The organism is Neorhizobium sp. P12A (genome assembly GCF_008365395.1).
Taxonomy (GTDB): domain Bacteria; phylum Pseudomonadota; class Alphaproteobacteria; order Rhizobiales; family Rhizobiaceae; genus Rhizobium.
The window spans coordinates 458649-475979 of the sequence record NZ_QOVX01000003.1; the positions used below are offsets into that span (position 1 = coordinate 458649).

Consider the following 17331-nt stretch of genomic DNA (forward strand, 5'->3'; position numbering starts at 1 on the left):
CTCAGGCGGCATTCGCCTTGTTCTGCCGGTTTGCAATGAGATCGTCGACGACGGCTGGATCAGCCAGTGTGGAGGTATCGCCGAGCGAACCGAAATCGTCTTCGGCGATCTTGCGCAGGATACGGCGCATGATCTTGCCCGATCGGGTCTTGGGCAGGCCCGGGGCGAACTGGATCTTGTCCGGCGCCGCGATCGGACCGATCTCGGTGCGGACATGCTTCACCAGGTCCTGCCTCAGGGCATCCGTACCCTCGTGACCGGCCATCAGGGTGACGTAGCAATAGATGCCTTGACCCTTGATCGCGTGCGGATAGCCGACGACGGCCGCCTCCGACACCAGATTGTGCGAAACGAGCGCCGACTCGACCTCGGCCGTGCCGAGGCGATGGCCGGAAACGTTGAGCACGTCGTCGACGCGCCCGGTGATCCAGTAATAGCCGTCCTCGTCCCGGCGGCAGCCGTCGCCGGTGAAGTACTTCCCCTTGTAGGTGGAGAAATAGGTCTGGATGAAACGCTCATGGTCGCCATAGACCGTGCGCATCTGGCCCGGCCAGCTGTCGGAGATGCACAGGTTGCCGTCGGCAGCGCCCTCGAGCACCTTGCCTTCCGGATCGACAAGCTCGGGCTTGACGCCGAAGAAGGGCGTCGTTGCGGAGCCGGGTTTCAGGGCCGTGGCGCCCGGCAGCGGCGTGATCATGTGGCCGCCGGTTTCCGTCTGCCACCATGTATCGACGACAGGGCAGCGTCCGTCGCCGACGACATGATAGTACCATTCCCAGGCTTCGGGATTGATAGGCTCACCAACCGTGCCTAGCAGGCGCAGGCTGGAGCGCGAGGAACGCTTCACGAAGTGATCGCCGGCCCCCATCAGCGAACGGATCGCCGTCGGCGCCGTGTAGAAGATATTGACCTGATGCTTGTCGATGATCTCCCAGAAGCGCCCCTGATCCGGGAAGTTCGGCACCCCCTCGAACATCAGCGAGGTGGCGCAGTTCGATAACGGCCCGTAGACGATATAGGAATGACCCGTCACCCAGCCGACATCGGCCGTGCACCAGTAGACATCGCCGTCATGGTAATCGAACGTGTATTCATGCGTCATCGACGCGAAGACGAGATAGCCGCCGGTCGTGTGCAGCACGCCCTTGGGCTTGCCTGTCGACCCCGACGTATAGAGGATGAACAGCGGATCCTCGGCCTTCATTTTGACAGGCGGGCATTCGGCCTTCACGGTGGCGACTTCCTGGTGATACCAGAGGTCGCGTCCCGGCGCCCAGCCGGTCTTGCCGCCCGTACGGCGCACGACGAGTACCTTGTCGACAATTACATGCTGGCGCGCGGCGATATGGATGGCGGAATCGGTGTTGTCCTTGAGAGGGATCGGCTTGCCGCCGCGCACACCTTCGTCGCAGGTAATGACGAAGGTGGACTCGCAGTCGACGATGCGGCCGGCGAGCGCATCAGGTGAAAAGCCTCCGAAGACCACGGAATGGACAGCTCCGATGCGCGCGCAGGCCAGCATCGCATAGGCCGCTTCCGGGATCATCGGCATGTAGATGGTGACACGGTCACCCTTCTTGACGCCATGCTTCTTCAGCACGTTCGCCATGCGGCAGACATGCTCGTAAAGCTCGTTATAGGTGACCTTCTTGTCGATATAGGGATTGTCGCCTTCCCAGATGAAAGCGACGCGATCGCCATGCGTCTTTAGGTGCCGGTCGATGCAATTATAGGAAACGTTGGTGAGCCCGTCCTCGAACCATTTGATCGAAACCTTGCCCTTGAAGGACGTATTTTTGACCTTGGTATAGGGCTTGAACCAGTCGATGCGCTTGCCATGCTTGCCCCAGAACTTGTCGGGATCCTCGACGCTCTCCTGATACCATTTCTCATATTTGGCCTTGTCGATCAGGGCATGGCTTTTGACGGCCTTGGTGACCGGATAAATCTTTTCCGACATGGTTTCCTCCTCAAATATGCGCCGCCGCGATACCCGGTTCGAGGAAGTATGGGCGGTCTTTCGGGCCAATCAATAGCAGGTCAAGTCACGGGAGCAATTAGACAAAGGTCATTTCGTCCTCAAAGAATTGCAATTCTGTGTCACTGCGGTTATATAGCGCTATATTTCCCGGACAATATGGTGAAACCCACCGACCGCGACACCGGCGCGGACGACAGAAGGACTATATCCATGGCTCAACAACTGCTCATGCCGAAGGCGACCGCCATCTGGCTCGTCGACAATACCGCCTTGTCTTTCGACCAGATCGCGCAGTTCTGCAAGCTGCATCCGCTCGAGGTCAAGGCAATCGCGGACGGCGAAGCCGCGCAGGGCATCAAGGGCCTGGATCCGATTTCGACAGGCCAGCTGTCGCGCGATGAAATCGCCCGCGCGGAAGGCAACCCGAACTACAAGCTGAAGCTCTCCGAGCCGAAGGTTCGCGTGCCGGAATCCAAGCGTCGGGGCCCGCGCTACACGCCGGTTTCCAAGCGCCAGGATCGCCCGAACGCCATTCTCTGGCTGGTTCGCAACCATCCGGAACTGAAGGACGCGCAGATTTCCCGCCTCGTCGGCACGACCAAGTCGACCATCGAGCAGATCCGCGACCGCACACACTGGAACTCGACCAACCTGACCCCGATGGATCCGGTCACGCTTGGCCTCTGCAGCCAGATCGACCTCGACATGGAAGTCGAAAAGGCCGCCAAGGGCCGTCCGCTGCCGACCGCCGCCGAACTCGGCGCAACGCTGCAGCCGGCGCAGGAAACCGAGAAGCTCGGCTTCAGCTATGATCGCGACGACGAGAAGGAAAAGGAAATCGACGCCGACGCCGTTTTCGCCAAGCTCAAGTCGCTCAAGTCGACCCCCAAGGACGAAGACGAGGACGATCAGTACTAAGATCGACCACTTCCAGGACATGGATCAAGCCCGGCTTTTCGCCGGGCTTTATTTTTGCCTTTGAGAGACGAGGGAGGCGCCTAGAGCGCCACCGAACCGTATCCTCGCTCACGCAAGGCGGCACCAATCTCGTCGAGGATGGCGGGATCGTCGATGGTGGCGGGCATTTTCCATGGCACGCCATCTGCGATCTTCTGCATCGTCCCCCGCAGGATCTTGCCGGAGCGGGTCTTCGGCAGTCGCTTGACGACGATTGCCGTCTTGAAGCAGGCAACCGGCCCGATTTCGTCACGGATCAGCCGCACAACCTCGTTCTCGATAGCCACTGTTTCCCGTGAAACATTTTTCTTCAGCACGAGGAAGCCGCAGGGCACCTGTCCCTTAAGGCTGTCGCTGACGCCGACGACGGCGCATTCCGCGACATCGGGGTGGCGCGCGCACACTTCCTCCATCGCCCCCGTGGACAGCCGATGGCCCGCACAATTGATGATGTCATCCGTGCGCGCCATGATGAAGAGATAGCCGCCCTCGTCGATATAGCCGGCATCGGCGGTCTTGTAATAGCCGGGAAACTCCGTGAGATAGACCGCTCGAAAGCGCTCGTCCGCGTTCCACAGCGTCGGCAGACAACCGGGCGGCAAGGGCAGCCGGAGAACGACATTGCCGAGGGTTCCCGCAGGCGCGGGATGGCCCGCATCGTCGAGAATCTCGACCGCATAACCCGGCATCGGCACCGACGGTGAGCCATGCTTGACCGGCAAGAGACCGAGCCCCAGCGGATTTGCGACGATCGGCCAGCCCGTTTCCGTCTGCCACCAATGATCGATGACCGGCACTCCCAGCATCCGCTCCGCCCATTTCAGCGTTTCCGGGTCTGCGCGTTCGCCGGCGAGAAACAGCGCCCGAAAATGCGGCATGCGATAGGCCTTGATGAAATCGCCTTCGGGATCGTCACGCCTGATGGCGCGAAACGCCGTCGGCGCGGCAAAAAGCACCTTGACCTGATGCTCAGCGCAAATCCGCCAGAACGTTCCCGCATCCGGCGTGCCCACCGGCTTGCCCTCGAAGACGACGGTCGTGACACCGGCAAGCAGCGGCGCATAAACGATGTAGGAATGGCCAACCACCCAGCCGATATCCGAGACGGCCCAGAAAACCTCTCCCGGCTTCATCCCAAAGATCGCCGACAACGACCAATAAAGCGCAACCATATGCCCGCCATTGTCGCGCACAACGCCTTTTGGCTGACCCGTGGTCCCCGACGTGTAGAGTATATAGAGCGGGTCGGTGGCTCCGACCGGCGTGCAAGCGATATCGGCGCCGCGCTCCCGCTCCTCCATAACCGCGGTCTCGAAATCGATATCTCTTCCGGTCAACAGCTCGGCCACCAACTCCGGCCTCTGCAGCACAAGGCAATGTTCCGGCTTCACCTTGGCCAGGGACATCGCCAGGTCCAGCAAGGGTTTGTAGGCAACCGCACGGCCCGGCTCCAGCCCGCAGCTCGCCGTGATGACGAGCTGCGCACCGGAATCGTCGATGCGACTCGCCAGTTCATTTGCGGCAAATCCGCCGAAGACGACGGAATGAACTGCGCCAATGCGCGCGCAGGCGAGCATGGAGAAGACCGCTTCCGGCACCATCGGCATATACAGAATGACCCTGTCGCCTTTGCCGACGCCGAGACCGATCAAGACGGCCGCAATTGCCTTCACCTCGCGCAGCACGTCGCCGAAACTGAAGCGGCGCTTGGCACCCGTCATCGGGCTGTCGAAGATGACAGCCGTATCGGCCCCACGTCCGGCAAGGACATGCCGATCGACGCAGTTGTAACAGGTGTTGGTCTCGGCGCCGGTAAACCAGCGGCCATGGACGCCATCGTCAGCGGCAAAGACCTGTTCCGAAGGCTTGAACCAATCGAGACCCTCTGCAGCGCGCTCCCAGAAACCCTCGGGATCGCTCTTCCAGGCCGCATAGACCTGATCATACTCGCTCTGCATTCGCTCCTCCCCAGGATATGCAAGCCGATATCAGGATAATCTAGGGGAGGGGATAGGATACAGGAAGCCCGACCAAAGCGGTAAAAGCTTCGGCTCAGCGTGCTCCGAAAATAGCGGAACCCACACGAACGCTGGTGGCGCCAAAGGCAATGGCGGTTTCATAGTCGCCGGACATGCCCATCGAGAGCTTCTCGACACCGCATTTCTTTGCAAGCTTCGCAAGAAGTGCAAAATGCGGACCCGGATTTTCTTCTGCCGGCGGAATGCACATCAGACCTTCGATCGAAAGCCCCAGTTCGTCACGGCACAGCGTCACGAAGGAAACGGCATCGTCCGGCGCAATCCCCGCCTTCTGCGGCTCAAGCCCGGTATTGACCTGCACGTAGAGCCTGAGGACGCGATCCTGGCGCTTCATCTCGTCGGCCAGCGTGCGCGCGATCTTTTCACGGTCGACAGTCTCGATGACGTCGAATAGCGCCACCGCCTCGGCAGCCTTGTTGGATTGCAGCGGCCCGATGAGATGGAGCTCGATACCGGATGTCTCGGCCTTCAGTTCCGGCCACTTGCCCTGGCTTTCCTGGACACGGTTTTCCCCGAAGACACGCTGGCCCGATTCGATCGCCAGCCGGATCACGTCCGCCTCGAACGTCTTCGAGACGGCGACGATCTGCACCGAACCTTCGGGGCGCCCCGCCTGCTGTTCCGCTGTTGCAACATGCAGACGCACATCGTTCAGCCGCTCTTGAAGTTCCATCGTCTCGCCTCGACATAAGTGCTGCTTCGTGATTTCTGAAGTAAAGAGCGGCCACGCTCTTGCCAAGGCCCAGCTTGCAGAATCCGACGCTTAAAGCCCCTGTCTCGACTTCTGAAATACCCGCCAAACTTGACGCTCGATTGGTTTCGTGATGAAGGTCACCACCAACTCCCATGATTTTTCCGGAATACAGGTCTGATGGCTACCGAACGTTATAATCCGCGCGACGCCGAACCGCGTTGGCAGCAGAAGTGGAACGAGGAAAAGGTCTTCGTTACCGACAACGCCGATCCGCGCGAAAAATACTACGTCCTTGAAATGTTTCCCTATCCGTCGGGCCGCATTCACATGGGCCACGTTCGCAACTATGCCATGGGCGATGTCGTCGCCCGCTACAAGCGCGCCCGCGGCTACAATGTGCTCCACCCGATGGGTTGGGATGCTTTCGGCATGCCGGCCGAAAATGCTGCCCGCGACAACAAGGTTCATCCCAAGGAATGGACCTATCAGAACATCGCTTCCATGCGCTCGCAGCTGAAGGCGATGGGCCTTTCGCTCGACTGGAGCCGTGAATTCGCCACTTGCGACGTCGAATATTATCATCGCCAGCAGATGCTCTTCATCGACATGATGGAAAAGGGGCTGGTTTACCGCAAGAAGTCCAAGGTGAACTGGGATCCGGTCGACAACACCGTGCTTGCGAACGAGCAGGTGATCGACGGTCGCGGCTGGCGCTCTGGCGCCTTGGTCGAGCAGCGCGAGCTGACGCAATGGTTCTTCAAGATCACCGAATTCAGCCAGGATCTGCTGGACGCGCTGGACACGCTCGACCAGTGGCCGGAAAAAGTGCGGTTGATGCAGAAAAACTGGATCGGTCGCTCCGAAGGCCTGACCATTCGCTGGGAAATCGTACCCGGTACGGCCCAGAGCGAAGACCGTGAAGTCACCGTCTATACCACGCGCCCCGATACGCTTTTTGGCGCGTCCTTCCTGGCGATCGCAGCGGATCACCCGCTGGCAAGGGATGCAGCCGCTGAGAATCCGGCTATCGATGCCTTCTGCGAGGAGTGCCGCCGCGCGGGCACCTCGCTGGCAGCCCTGGAAACGGCTGAGAAAAAGGGCATGGACACCGGCATCCGCGTCAGGCATCCGCTCGATCCATCCTGGGAGCTGCCGGTCTATGTCGCCAATTTCGTGCTGATGGACTACGGTACCGGCGCGATCTTCGGCTGCCCTTCCGGCGACCAGCGCGACCTGGATTTCGCCCGCAAATACGGCCTGCCGGTCGTTCCCGTCGTCATGCCGGCGGATGGTGATGCAGCAAGCTTCACCGTCGGCGATATCGCCTATGATGGCGACGGTGTCATGATCAACTCCCGCTTCCTGGACGGCATGTCTACGGACGAGGCATTTGAAACCGTCGCCGCGAAACTGTCCGCCGCGACGCTCGGCAACGAGCCGCAGGCCGAGCGCAAGGTGAATTTCCGCCTGCGCGACTGGGGCATTTCCCGCCAGCGCTATTGGGGCTGCCCGATCCCGGTTATCCATTGCGACGATTGCGGTGTCCTGCCGGTGCCGAAGCAGGATCTGCCAGTAAAATTGCCGGACGACGTGACCTTTGATCAGCCCGGCAATCCGCTGGATCGGCACCCAACCTGGCGACAGGTCGCTTGCCCGCATTGCGGCAAAGAAGCCCGACGCGAGACGGACACGATGGATACCTTCGTAGACTCCAGCTGGTATTACACACGCTTCACGGCCCCCTGGGAAGATCAGCCGACGGACAAGGCTGTTGCCGACCGCTGGCTGCCGGTGGACCAATATATCGGCGGCATCGAGCATGCGATCCTGCATCTGCTCTATTCGCGCTTCTTTACCCGCGCCATGCGCGAAACCGGCCACGTTGGCGTCAACGAGCCGTTCAAAGGCCTCTTCACCCAGGGCATGGTGGTTCACGAGACGTACAGCCGCAGCCAGGGCCTGACTCGCGAATGGATATCGCCGGCCGATCTGCGCATCGAGGAAATCGACGGCAAGCGCCGCGCGGTCCTGTTGTCGAGCGGTGAAGAAGTGACCATCGGCTCGATCGAAAAAATGTCGAAGTCGAAGAAGAACGTGGTCGACCCGGATGATATCATCGCATCCTACGGCGCCGATACGGCACGCTTCTTCGTTCTCTCCGATTCGCCGCCGGATCGCGACGTCATCTGGTCCGAAGCCGGCGTTGAAGGCGCACATCGTTTCACCCAGCGTGTCTGGCGTTTGGTGTCCGAGGCTGCCGAGGCACTGAGCGGAATCGAATCGACTCCGGCTGAGGATGGCGAAGCGCTGCCCGTTTCGCAGATTGCGCATCGGACGCTGAAAGCCGTCCAGGGCGACTACGACAAGCTCGCCTTCAACAAGGCCGTGGCGCGCATCTACGAGTTCGTAAACGCCCTTGCCGCCCCGTTGGCGAAAGTTGCCGCTGGTGAGGCCGACAAGGCCTATAGCGCCGCTATCCGCGAGGCTGTCGAGATCCTGATCGCCATCGTGGCGCCGATCACGCCCCATCTGGCCGAAGAATGCTCGTCTGCCATTGGCAACACGCATTTGATCGCGATGTCGGCCTGGCCTGACTACAACGAAGCCTTGGTGGTGGAAAACGAGGTCATGCTGCCGGTACAGATCAACGGCAAGAAGCGCGCCGAATTGACAATCGCGCGCGACGCGGATCAAGATGCCGTAACGAGTGCTGTACTAGCCTTGGATGCCGTCCAAAGTGCGTTGAATGGTCAGGCGCCAAAAAAGATCATCGTCGTTCCACAGAGGATCGTAAACATTGTCGTCTGATTTCATTCTGAAGCTCGCCCGCGCTGCGGGCGTGGTGTCTTTGGTCGCGGTCGGCGGCTTGCTTTCCTCCTGCCAGGTGCGGCCGCTCTATGCCGAGAATACCGGCGTGACGCAGAAGCTCGCCGCCGTATCCTTCTCCGACGTTGGCAGCCGGGTTGGCCTGGAAGTCCGGAACCACCTCGTCTTCATAGCCAACCACGGCGGCGGCGAACCAAAGAACCCGCAATATGACGTCACTTTGACGGTGACATCAGGGACTTCAGGCGTCATCTATCTGCCATCGTCTTCGACGTCGGCGGCAGCGCGAACGACCGTGACTGTGTCCTACGTGCTGAAGCGGATAAGCGACGGCAAGGTACTGAAGGCCGGCAACCGCGCCGCGACCTCGCTGCTTGACCAGCCGACGCAGGAATTCGGCAAGATCCGCGCCGACATCGATTCCGAAAACCGTGCTGCGGCGGAAGCCGCAGAGCTGGTCGCAGCCGATCTCGCCGCGACGCTCAGCCGTTGAATGCCCGGTCGTCGAGATGACGGAAATCAAGTCACACGAATTTGACGGATTCCTTCAAGGCTCGGCGCGCAATTACAGGATCTTTATCGTCTACGGGCCCGATCGCGGGCTCGTTTCTGAGCGTGCGGCGGCAATTGCCCAAGGGACAAAGATTGCCCTCGACGACCCTTTTTCGCTCCTGAAGCTCGACGTCGGCGATCTGAGTGGCGATCCTGGCCGCCTCATCGATGAAGTCAACTCCATTGGGTTGTTTGGAGGCGAGCGGCTCGTCTGGGTGCGGGGCGCCGCAAACGAAAAAGCGCTCATCGATGCGCTCCAAGTCATTGCCGAAAAGCCGCCCGAGAGCTGTTTTGTCATCGTCGAAGGCGGCGACCTGAAAAAGGGCGCGGCCTTGCGGAAGATAGGGGAGGGCAGCAGGTCGGTTGCAGCAATCGCCTGCTATGCCGACGACGCCCGCGCTCTGAACAGTCTGATTGATAGTGAGCTGGCAAAGGAACGTCTCCGTATCACACCTCTCGCTCGGGAGACATTGCTGGAATTGCTGGGCGGCGATCGCATTGCCTCCCGCAATGAGATCAGCAAACTGGCGCTCTATTGCCGCGGCCTAGACACGATTGACGAGCAACATGTCAACGAGATTATCGGCGACGCCAGTGCCGTCTCTGCCGATGACGCAGTCGACGCCGTCCTGAAGGGCGATACCGAAGCCTTCCAGCATGCCATCCGAAAGATTGCTTCTTCGAAGACACCCATGTTCCTTGTTTTGCAGGGATGTCTTCGTCAGTTTCAGATGCTCGATACCATGCGCTTAGAGATGGATGAAAAGCGGCTGCAGCCGGCGCAGGTGATGCAAACACACGGCCGGCATCTGCATTTCAAGCGCAAGCCTGTCATCGAGCAGGCGTTGCGCACATGGACTGGGGCGGCAATCGCCCGTGAAACAAACAGGCTTCAGGCCGCCATCTTCCAGACCCGCCAACGCCCCAGCCTGGAAGACAGCATCGCCATACAAACGCTTCTGAGCACGACCCTGCAGTCAGCCCGCAAGGGCTAGTCGTCGCCTAAAGGCGAAATCGATACTTGCGAAACAATGCGCTTTCGAGCGGCCTCAACGCCGCTCGAGCAACCTGCAGATCTCTTCGAGCTGCTCCAGCGTCTTGTAACCGATGCGAACCTGACCGCCGCCATTACCCTTGTGATTGATGGAGACATCCAGCCCCAAAGTGTCCGACAGCGTGCGCTCCAGGGCGAGCGTATCGGAATCCTTGGTGTCTCCCTTGGGAATAGCGGAGCGCGGCTCGCTTTGGGCCTTGATATCGTTCTGCGCAAGCCGCTCGGCATCGCGCACCGACATGCCCTTGGAAACGATGGTCCGAGCCAGTGCCGCGGGATCTGATGTCGATACCAGAGCGCGAGCATGCCCCGCCGACAGGCTTCCGCCGGCCAACATGTCACGTACCGGATCGGGAAGTTTCAGCAATCGCAATGAGTTAGCCACATGGCTGCGGCTCTTGCCGATGATCTCGCCAAGGTCGTTCTGCGTGTAACCATGCTCAGCAATCAGCTGCTCGTAGCCAAGTGCTTCTTCGAGCGGGTTGAGGTCCGCACGCTGGACGTTTTCGACGATCGCGATCTCCAGCGCCGTCTTGTCATCCACATCGCGAACGATCACCGGAATCTCGACCAATCCTGCGAGCTGGGCGGCACGCCAACGTCGTTCGCCGGCTATTATCTCGTATCGATCGGCTGAAATAGTGCGAACGACCACAGGTTGAACGATGCCATGCTGGCGGATCGAACTCGCGAGATCATGAAGCTCGGCCTCGTCGAAATAGCGACGAGGGTTCCTGGGATTGCGGCTGACAAACTCAATCGGGATCATCCGGTCCGGATTGATGCCGGAACGTCCTGTCTCAACAGGCGTCGATTGATCCATTTCTCCAATCAGTGCAGCCAACCCGCGGCCGAGGCGCCGTTTTGAAGGATCATCGTTCATCGCGCTTTACTCGCCTTTATACCAATTTTTAACTATGCAGCCGCCTTGCGCAGCCGCTCCCTCTGAATAACCTCAGAAGCAAGCTGAAGATAGGCCTGGCTGCCTGCGCACTTCAGATCATACAGAATCGCAGGCTTACCATAGGACGGAGCTTCCGATACGCGGACATTGCGGGGAATGAGCGTATGATAGACTTTCTCCCCCAAATGGGTGCGAACGTCGCTGACGACCTGCTGTGCCAGATTGTTCCGGGCATCGAACATCGTCAGCACGATACCCTGGATGTCCAAGGACGGATTGACAGTCCGGCGAATCTGATCGACGGTCTCCAGAAGCTGACTAAGACCTTCCAGCGCAAAGAACTCGCACTGAAGCGGAACCAGAACGGAATGAGCGGCCGCCATTGCGTTCATCGTCAGCAGGTTGAACGAGGGCGGGCAATCAACCAGTATATAGGCAAATTCCGCAGCTTCGGCAGATGAGAGGGCGCGCCGCAGACGGAAGACTCGGTCGCTCTGCTGAGAGATCTCCATTTCCACGCCGAGCAAGTCCATAGTCGACGGAATAATGTAGAGATTAGGAACTGCGGTCTCCTGAACCGTCTCCTGAACGCCATGCGTCCCGACCAGCAAATCATACGAGGATGATTTGCGGTTGCGACGCTCAATACCGAGACCAGTGCTAGCATTGCCCTGAGGATCCAGGTCAACAATCAGCACCCGTTCGCCGATCGCCGCTAGCGCCGTTGCGAGATTGATAGCGGTAGTGGTCTTTCCGACCCCACCCTTCTGATTTGCGATGGTGATTATACGATTGCGTTCGCCTGCCATGGTCGCTCTCACCTGAAATGGTTTAAACTTTCCGCCGGAGTCCGGAGATTTCCAGGATAACGGAATCCCGCTCAACGACACTCTGATGTTCTACCAGATCAAATTCCCAACGACCACGCGCTTTTTGAGTTTCGGTTTGGTAATCCCGGCCTTTATGCAAAATTAACCGAAGATCACGGTTGCTTTCGGCCCACCCATATGAATAGCCGAGCAGAGTATCCAGATCAGCAAGCGCTCGAGCGGAGAGAAAATCGCAATCTGGGACGATTTTGCGCGCTTCTTCAATCCGAACTGCATGGACCGCGCCTCGGGCCGAGCATTCGCGAAGACACACCCGTAAGAAGGCAGCCTTTTTCTGGTTGCTCTCGATCAGATCGACATGGCCGGTCCCTGACTCCGCAAGAAGAATCGCGGTAACAATGCCAGGAAAGCCACCCCCACTTCCAAGATCAACCCAACGACCCGGGCTTGTATTAAACCGAAAGATCTGGGCGCTGTCGAGAACGTGACGCTGCCATAGGTCTTCCAAGGTCGATGGCGCAACCAAATTGATCGTCGCCGCCCATTTCCGAAACAGCGATACGAAATGCTCTAGGCGTTCCTGTGTTTCACGTGAAACACGTAGACCGTTCAATTCCATTTGAGACTCTCAAACATTGCAAAGATTAAGCCGAGCGCGCAACTGCGAGCTGCTTCTCCAGTTTCTTAAGCTGGGCCAACAGGAACGAAACCGCAGCTGGTGTCATCCCCTCTATGCGGGCCGCTTGCGCAAGATTCACCGGGCGCACCGAGCTCAGCTTTTGTTTCAGCTCATTTGACAGACCAGAGAGTTGGTCAAATGCAAATGAGTCCGGGATAACCCGGTCCTCCTCGCGGCGCGTCTGCGCAATATCCGCTGCCTGCCGATCCATATAGACCGCATAGCTCGCTTCAATCTGAATGGCCTCCGCCACGGCCGGCCGAATAGCGCCAAGTTCAGGCCAGAGCACACGAAGCGCCGCGATTGATTGATCCGGATAAGACAAGATCTCATAGGCGGTTCGCCGCTGCCCGTCCTGGTTCAACCTCAGCCCAGCCTTGTCAGCCTCCTTTGGCGTGACACTTAAACTCCGCAGCGTATCGCGCGCCTCTGCAAGCTCTCGAATGTGGCTCCCGAAGCGTTGGGCACGAGCCTCCCTGACGCAGCCGATTTCAAGGCCGACCGGAGTGAGCCGCAGATCAGCGTTGTCGACGCGCAGCGAAAGCCGATACTCCGCGCGCGAAGTGAACATGCGGTAGGGCTCTGCTACGCCGCGAGACGTCAAATCATCGATCATCACGCCGATATAGGATTGAGCGCGGCTAAGATGAACAGAAGCACCGCCTGACGCCATTCGCGCAGCATTTAGCCCCGCGAGAAGCCCCTGCGCTGCGGCTTCCTCATATCCTGTCGTCCCGTTAATCTGCCCGGCAAGAAAGAGGCCAGGAACTTTTCTCACTTCAAGCGATGGCTTGAGTTCGCGCGGATCGACGTAATCATATTCAATCGCATAGCCTGGTTGCAGGATCCGAACTTGTTCCAGCCCCGGAATAGTTCTGATAAACAGATCCTGAATCGAGGCGGGAAGGGACGTTGAAATTCCATTCGGATAGACGGTATCGTCATCCAATCCCTCTGGCTCAAGAAATATTTGATGCCCGTCGCGCTCGCCAAACTTGACGATCTTATCCTCGATGGAGGGGCAATAACGCGGCCCCACGCCCTCGATCTGACCTGAATACATAGCGGACTGATTCAAATTGTCCGCTATGATCTTGTGCGTCGCAGACGTCGTGCGTGTTACACCACACTCAATCTGCTGGTTCCGGATTGCATCGGTCATGAAGGAGAAGGGGATCGGATCAGTGTCCGCACCCTGCCGTCCAACGCTATCCCAATCGATCGTCTTTCCATCCAGGCGGGCGGGGGTGCCGGTCTTCAGGCGCCCCAACCTGAGTTCGCGTCGCGCCAAGGTCTGTGACAGACCAAGCGATGGTTCTTCACCGACACGTCCAGCAGGCGTCCGTTCGTTTCCGATGTGAATCAATCCGCGCAGGAATGTTCCGGTTGTGAGGACGGCTGCCCCACATTTCAGGATGCGACCATCCTTCAGGATAACAGCCGTCAGGCCGCTATCGCTCAGTTCCAGGTCGAAAGCATCGCCCTCGATCACATCAAGGTTTTCGATCGAGGCGATTTCCGCCTGCATCGCCTCTCGATAAAGCTTCCTATCGGCCTGGGTGCGAGGACCACGGACCGCAGGTCCCTTCTTTCGGTTCAGCATGCGAAACTGAATACCCGCGGCATCGGCAACCCGACCCATAAGGCCATCAAGGGCATCGATCTCCCGCACCAAATGCCCCTTGCCCAGCCCGCCTATGGCTGGATTGCACGACATAACGCCGATCGTCTCTTTCTTATGAGTAACCAAAGCTACGCTGGCGCCAATACGCGCTGCCGCCGCCGCGGCTTCACAGCCGGCATGTCCGCCACCGATAACGATGACATCATATGTCTTGTCGAGCATCTCGCGCTCCTATGCTACCAAATACGATCGGCCGGAACCTATAAGGTTTCACGTGAAACAGTCGCCACCTTATAGCGCAGATCGCTGTTTCACGTGAATCATTTACCAATGCAGAACTCGGAGAAGATTACATCAAGTAAGTCTTCAACATCAACGCGACCGGTGATCCGCCCAAGGCTCTGGGATGCCAGCCGGAGATATTCGGCTCGAATATCCAGACTCTCCTGCGAGCCAGCCGTCGCTCTCGCCACCCAATCAGTCGCCTCCTGAAGCAACCTTCTGTGCCGCAACCGACTTGGCAACGAAAGCGACGAACCATCGCCGTAAGAATGGAGATGCTCTAGAATGAGCAACTTCAGCTTATCTAAACCTTCCCCGGTCGTTGAGGATAGGCACACATCATAATCCGCCGACGATTCACGAATGTCGAGCTTCGTACCAATTCGAAAGACTTTGCCCGAGAGGGTAGCGAAATCCTGTTGCGCAGGAAGACCATTTTCGGCAAGCGAGAGAACCACATCGGCCTCGGAGACCGCATGAAGCGCTCTGCGGATGCCCTCTCTCTCGACAACCTCGTCCGTCTCTCTCAGCCCCGCCGTGTCATAGAGTCGAACGGCGTAGCCTTCAATGTCGAGGTCGACATGGAGAACGTCCCTTGTCGTTCCGGCAATATCGGTAACAATCGCCACCTCGCGCCTCGCCAAGGCATTCAGCAGGCTCGACTTGCCGGAATTCGGTGCGCCGGCGATGACCACTTTCAGCCCATCACGGACAATCTCCCCAAAGGCAGCGCCAGCCAGATGAGCGGTCAGCTCCTGCTGCAATTCCGCCATATCCGCCCAGACCTGCTGGGATACCGACCCAGGCACGTCGTCTTCGTCAGCGAAATCGAGCTCTGCCTCGATCAGGGCCCGCGCGCGCGTCAGACGGTCGGCCCAGCCGCGATACCGGTCCGAGAGGCCCCCCGCGCTATGTTCAATAGCCAGGCGTCGCTGCATTTCCGTCTCGGCAGCAATCAGATCGGCGAGACCTTCCACCTCGACCAGATCCATCCGGCCGTTTTCCATCGCGCGACGGGTAAACTCGCCGTGCTCGGCAAGCCTGCAGCCATCGAAAGCATCAAGTTCGGCCAGCAGGCCAGCCACCACGGCTTTGCCGCCATGGAGTTGAATTTCGATGCAGTCCTCGCCGGTAAAGGAGTTCGGTGCCGGGAAGGAGAGAACCAAACCCTTATCGAGCACGATTCCATTACGAGTCCGAATCGTTCGTAAGACCGCTTGTCGCGGCGGCGGAACAGATCCAACAAGTTGCCCAAGAACGGAGGTTGCCCGTGGTCCGCTCACTCGAACCACCGCCACGCCAGCCGGCAGCGAGCCGCTGGAGAGTGCAAATATCGTGTCCGTGTGAAGCTTACTCATCGCTACGCCAAATCAGTTCGGTTCCGAATCGTTGCTGATGGTCCCAACAAATATGGGCCACACAATGTGCGACCCTCATAAAACCAGCAGCTGAATCCGGCTAAGGAAATCAGGTATTCATCGATTCGAAGAAATCCGGATTGTTCTTCGTCTGCTTCAGCTTGTCGATCAGGAACTCGATTGCATCGGTCGTTCCCATCGGAGCCAGAATACGGCGAAGGACGAAGATCTTCTGCAGGTCTTGGCGCGGCACAAGGAGGTCTTCCTTACGCGTGCCGGACTTGAGGATATCCATTGCCGGGAAGATGCGCTTGTCGGCCACCTTGCGATCAAGGACGATTTCCGAGTTACCGGTACCCTTGAACTCTTCGAAGATGACTTCGTCCATACGGCTGCCGGTATCGATGAGCGCGGTTGCGATAATCGTCAGCGAACCGCCTTCCTCGATGTTACGGGCAGCACCGAAGAAACGCTTCGGGCGCTGGAGCGCATTCGCGTCCACACCACCGGTCAGAACCTTACCGGAGGAGGGGACAACAGTGTTGTAGGCGCGGCCGAGTCGAGTGATGGAATCGAGCAGGATGACGACGTCACGACCATGTTCGACAAGCCGCTTGGCCTTCTCGATGACCATTTCGGCCACCTGGACGTGACGCACGGCGGGTTCGTCGAAGGTCGAGGAGATAACCTCGCCGCGAACCGAGCGCTGCATGTCGGTGACTTCTTCAGGGCGTTCGTCGATCAGCAGAACGATCAGATAGCATTCCGGATGATTAGCCGTGATGGAATGGGCGATGTTCTGCAGCAGCACCGTCTTACCGGTGCGGGGCGGAGCGACGATCAGACCGCGCTGGCCCTTGCCGAGAGGTGCCACCAGATCGATGACGCGCGGCGACAGATCCTTGCTCGTCGGAACATCAAGCTCCATTCGGAAGCGTTCGTTCGGATAGAGTGGCGTCAGATTGTCGAAATGAACCTTGTGGCGAATGCGTTCCGGGTCATCGAAATTGATCGTGTTGACCTTCAGCAGCGCAAAATAACGCTCCCCTTCCTTCGGTCCACGGATCGGCCCTTCGACGGTATCGCCGGTCTTCAGAGAGAACCGCCGGATCTGGGAAGGCGAAATATAGATATCGTCCGGGCCTGGCAGATAGTTGGCATTGGCGGAACGCAGAAAGCCGAAGCCATCCTGCAGGACTTCTACGACGCCTTCCCCAATGATTTCCACGTCCTGGCTGGCAAGCATCTTCAATATGGCAAACATAAGCTCCTGTTTGCGCATCGTACTTGCATTTTCGACCTCGAGCGATTCTGCAAAAGCCAGAAGATCGGTCGGGGATTTGTTCTTAAGTTCTTGAAGCTTCATTTCAGCCATGAAGGGAATTACTCTACGTTTTAAAAAGGGGGAAGGCGATGTTGCTCGTATTCGGGACCGCGATAGGGGACTCGCGGGCGACTGAATGATACATGCCACGAAGATGAGATGGCCGGAAAATAGCGATTCATTTTCACCCCCGCAAGGGGGGAGGCCGAAATGAAATAAATTTAACC

At 58.7% G+C, this 17331-nt stretch carries 13 protein-coding genes; 4 read left to right on the forward strand and 9 right to left on the reverse strand.

What is annotated here, in order from left to right:
- Nucleotide 1: 1 nt before the first annotated feature.
- A complete protein-coding gene (acs, locus tag DTW90_RS13950; RefSeq protein WP_149339014.1) occupies nt 2-1960 on the reverse strand; it encodes an acetate--CoA ligase in 1959 nt (652 codons plus the stop codon).
- Nucleotides 1961-2191: 231 nt separating this feature from the next.
- On the opposite strand from acs, the gene DTW90_RS13955 reads away from it, so the two are divergent.
- Nucleotides 2192-2899, forward strand: coding sequence for a DUF1013 domain-containing protein (locus DTW90_RS13955; RefSeq protein WP_149339016.1), 708 nt, complete (start codon nt 2192-2194; stop codon nt 2897-2899).
- Between the two features lie 80 nt (nt 2900-2979).
- Here the strand turns inward: DTW90_RS13955 and DTW90_RS13960 are convergent, their stop codons facing one another.
- Nucleotides 2980-4896, reverse strand: a complete 1917-nt coding sequence (locus tag DTW90_RS13960; protein ID WP_149339018.1) for a propionyl-CoA synthetase — start codon at nt 4894-4896, stop codon at nt 2980-2982.
- A gap of 94 nt (nt 4897-4990) precedes the next feature.
- Nucleotides 4991-5650 carry a YggS family pyridoxal phosphate-dependent enzyme gene (locus DTW90_RS13965; RefSeq protein ID WP_132522453.1) on the reverse strand — a complete coding sequence of 220 codons (660 nt, stop codon included), beginning with the start codon at nt 5648-5650 and terminating at the stop codon, nt 4991-4993.
- A gap of 198 nt (nt 5651-5848) precedes the next feature.
- Between DTW90_RS13965 and leuS the strand changes: the two genes are divergently transcribed.
- The 3 genes from leuS to holA are packed head-to-tail and all read left to right on the forward strand — an operon-like array spanning nt 5849 to nt 10044.
- Nucleotides 5849-8479 carry a leucine--tRNA ligase gene (leuS, locus tag DTW90_RS13970; protein ID WP_149339020.1) on the forward strand — a complete coding sequence of 877 codons (2631 nt, stop codon included), beginning with the start codon at nt 5849-5851 and terminating at the stop codon, nt 8477-8479.
- A complete protein-coding gene (locus DTW90_RS13975; RefSeq protein ID WP_149339022.1) occupies nt 8469-8990 on the forward strand; it encodes a hypothetical protein in 522 nt (173 codons plus the stop codon). Before leuS ends, DTW90_RS13975 begins: the two co-directional genes overlap by 11 nt.
- Nucleotides 8991-9006: 16 nt before the next feature.
- Complete coding sequence (gene holA / locus DTW90_RS13980; protein WP_149339024.1) at nt 9007-10044, forward strand: DNA polymerase III subunit delta; 1038 nt, start codon at nt 9007-9009, stop codon at nt 10042-10044.
- 54 nt (nt 10045-10098) lie between these two features.
- Here the strand turns inward: holA and DTW90_RS13985 are convergent, their stop codons facing one another.
- From DTW90_RS13985 to rho, 6 genes are all read right to left on the reverse strand, one after another.
- Nucleotides 10099-10986, reverse strand: a complete 888-nt coding sequence (locus DTW90_RS13985) for a ParB/RepB/Spo0J family partition protein (RefSeq protein WP_132522461.1) — start codon at nt 10984-10986, stop codon at nt 10099-10101.
- A 32-nt stretch (nt 10987-11018) separates the two neighbouring features.
- Nucleotides 11019-11816, reverse strand: a complete 798-nt coding sequence (locus DTW90_RS13990; RefSeq protein WP_149339026.1) for a ParA family protein — start codon at nt 11814-11816, stop codon at nt 11019-11021.
- A gap of 22 nt (nt 11817-11838) precedes the next feature.
- Nucleotides 11839-12456: a 16S rRNA (guanine(527)-N(7))-methyltransferase RsmG gene (gene rsmG / locus DTW90_RS13995; protein ID WP_149339028.1), complete on the reverse strand. Its 618-nt coding sequence runs from the start codon at nt 12454-12456 to the stop codon at nt 11839-11841.
- A gap of 25 nt (nt 12457-12481) precedes the next feature.
- Nucleotides 12482-14362, reverse strand: coding sequence for a tRNA uridine-5-carboxymethylaminomethyl(34) synthesis enzyme MnmG (mnmG, locus tag DTW90_RS14000; protein ID WP_149339030.1), 1881 nt, complete (start codon nt 14360-14362; stop codon nt 12482-12484).
- A 98-nt stretch (nt 14363-14460) separates the two neighbouring features.
- Entirely contained in the window at nt 14461-15780 is a 1320-nt protein-coding gene (gene mnmE, locus DTW90_RS14005; protein WP_149339032.1) for a tRNA uridine-5-carboxymethylaminomethyl(34) synthesis GTPase MnmE, read from the reverse strand.
- A 109-nt stretch (nt 15781-15889) separates the two neighbouring features.
- Entirely contained in the window at nt 15890-17155 is a 1266-nt protein-coding gene (gene rho, locus DTW90_RS14010; protein ID WP_149339034.1) for a transcription termination factor Rho, read from the reverse strand.
- Between the last annotated feature and the right edge of the window lie 176 nt (nt 17156-17331).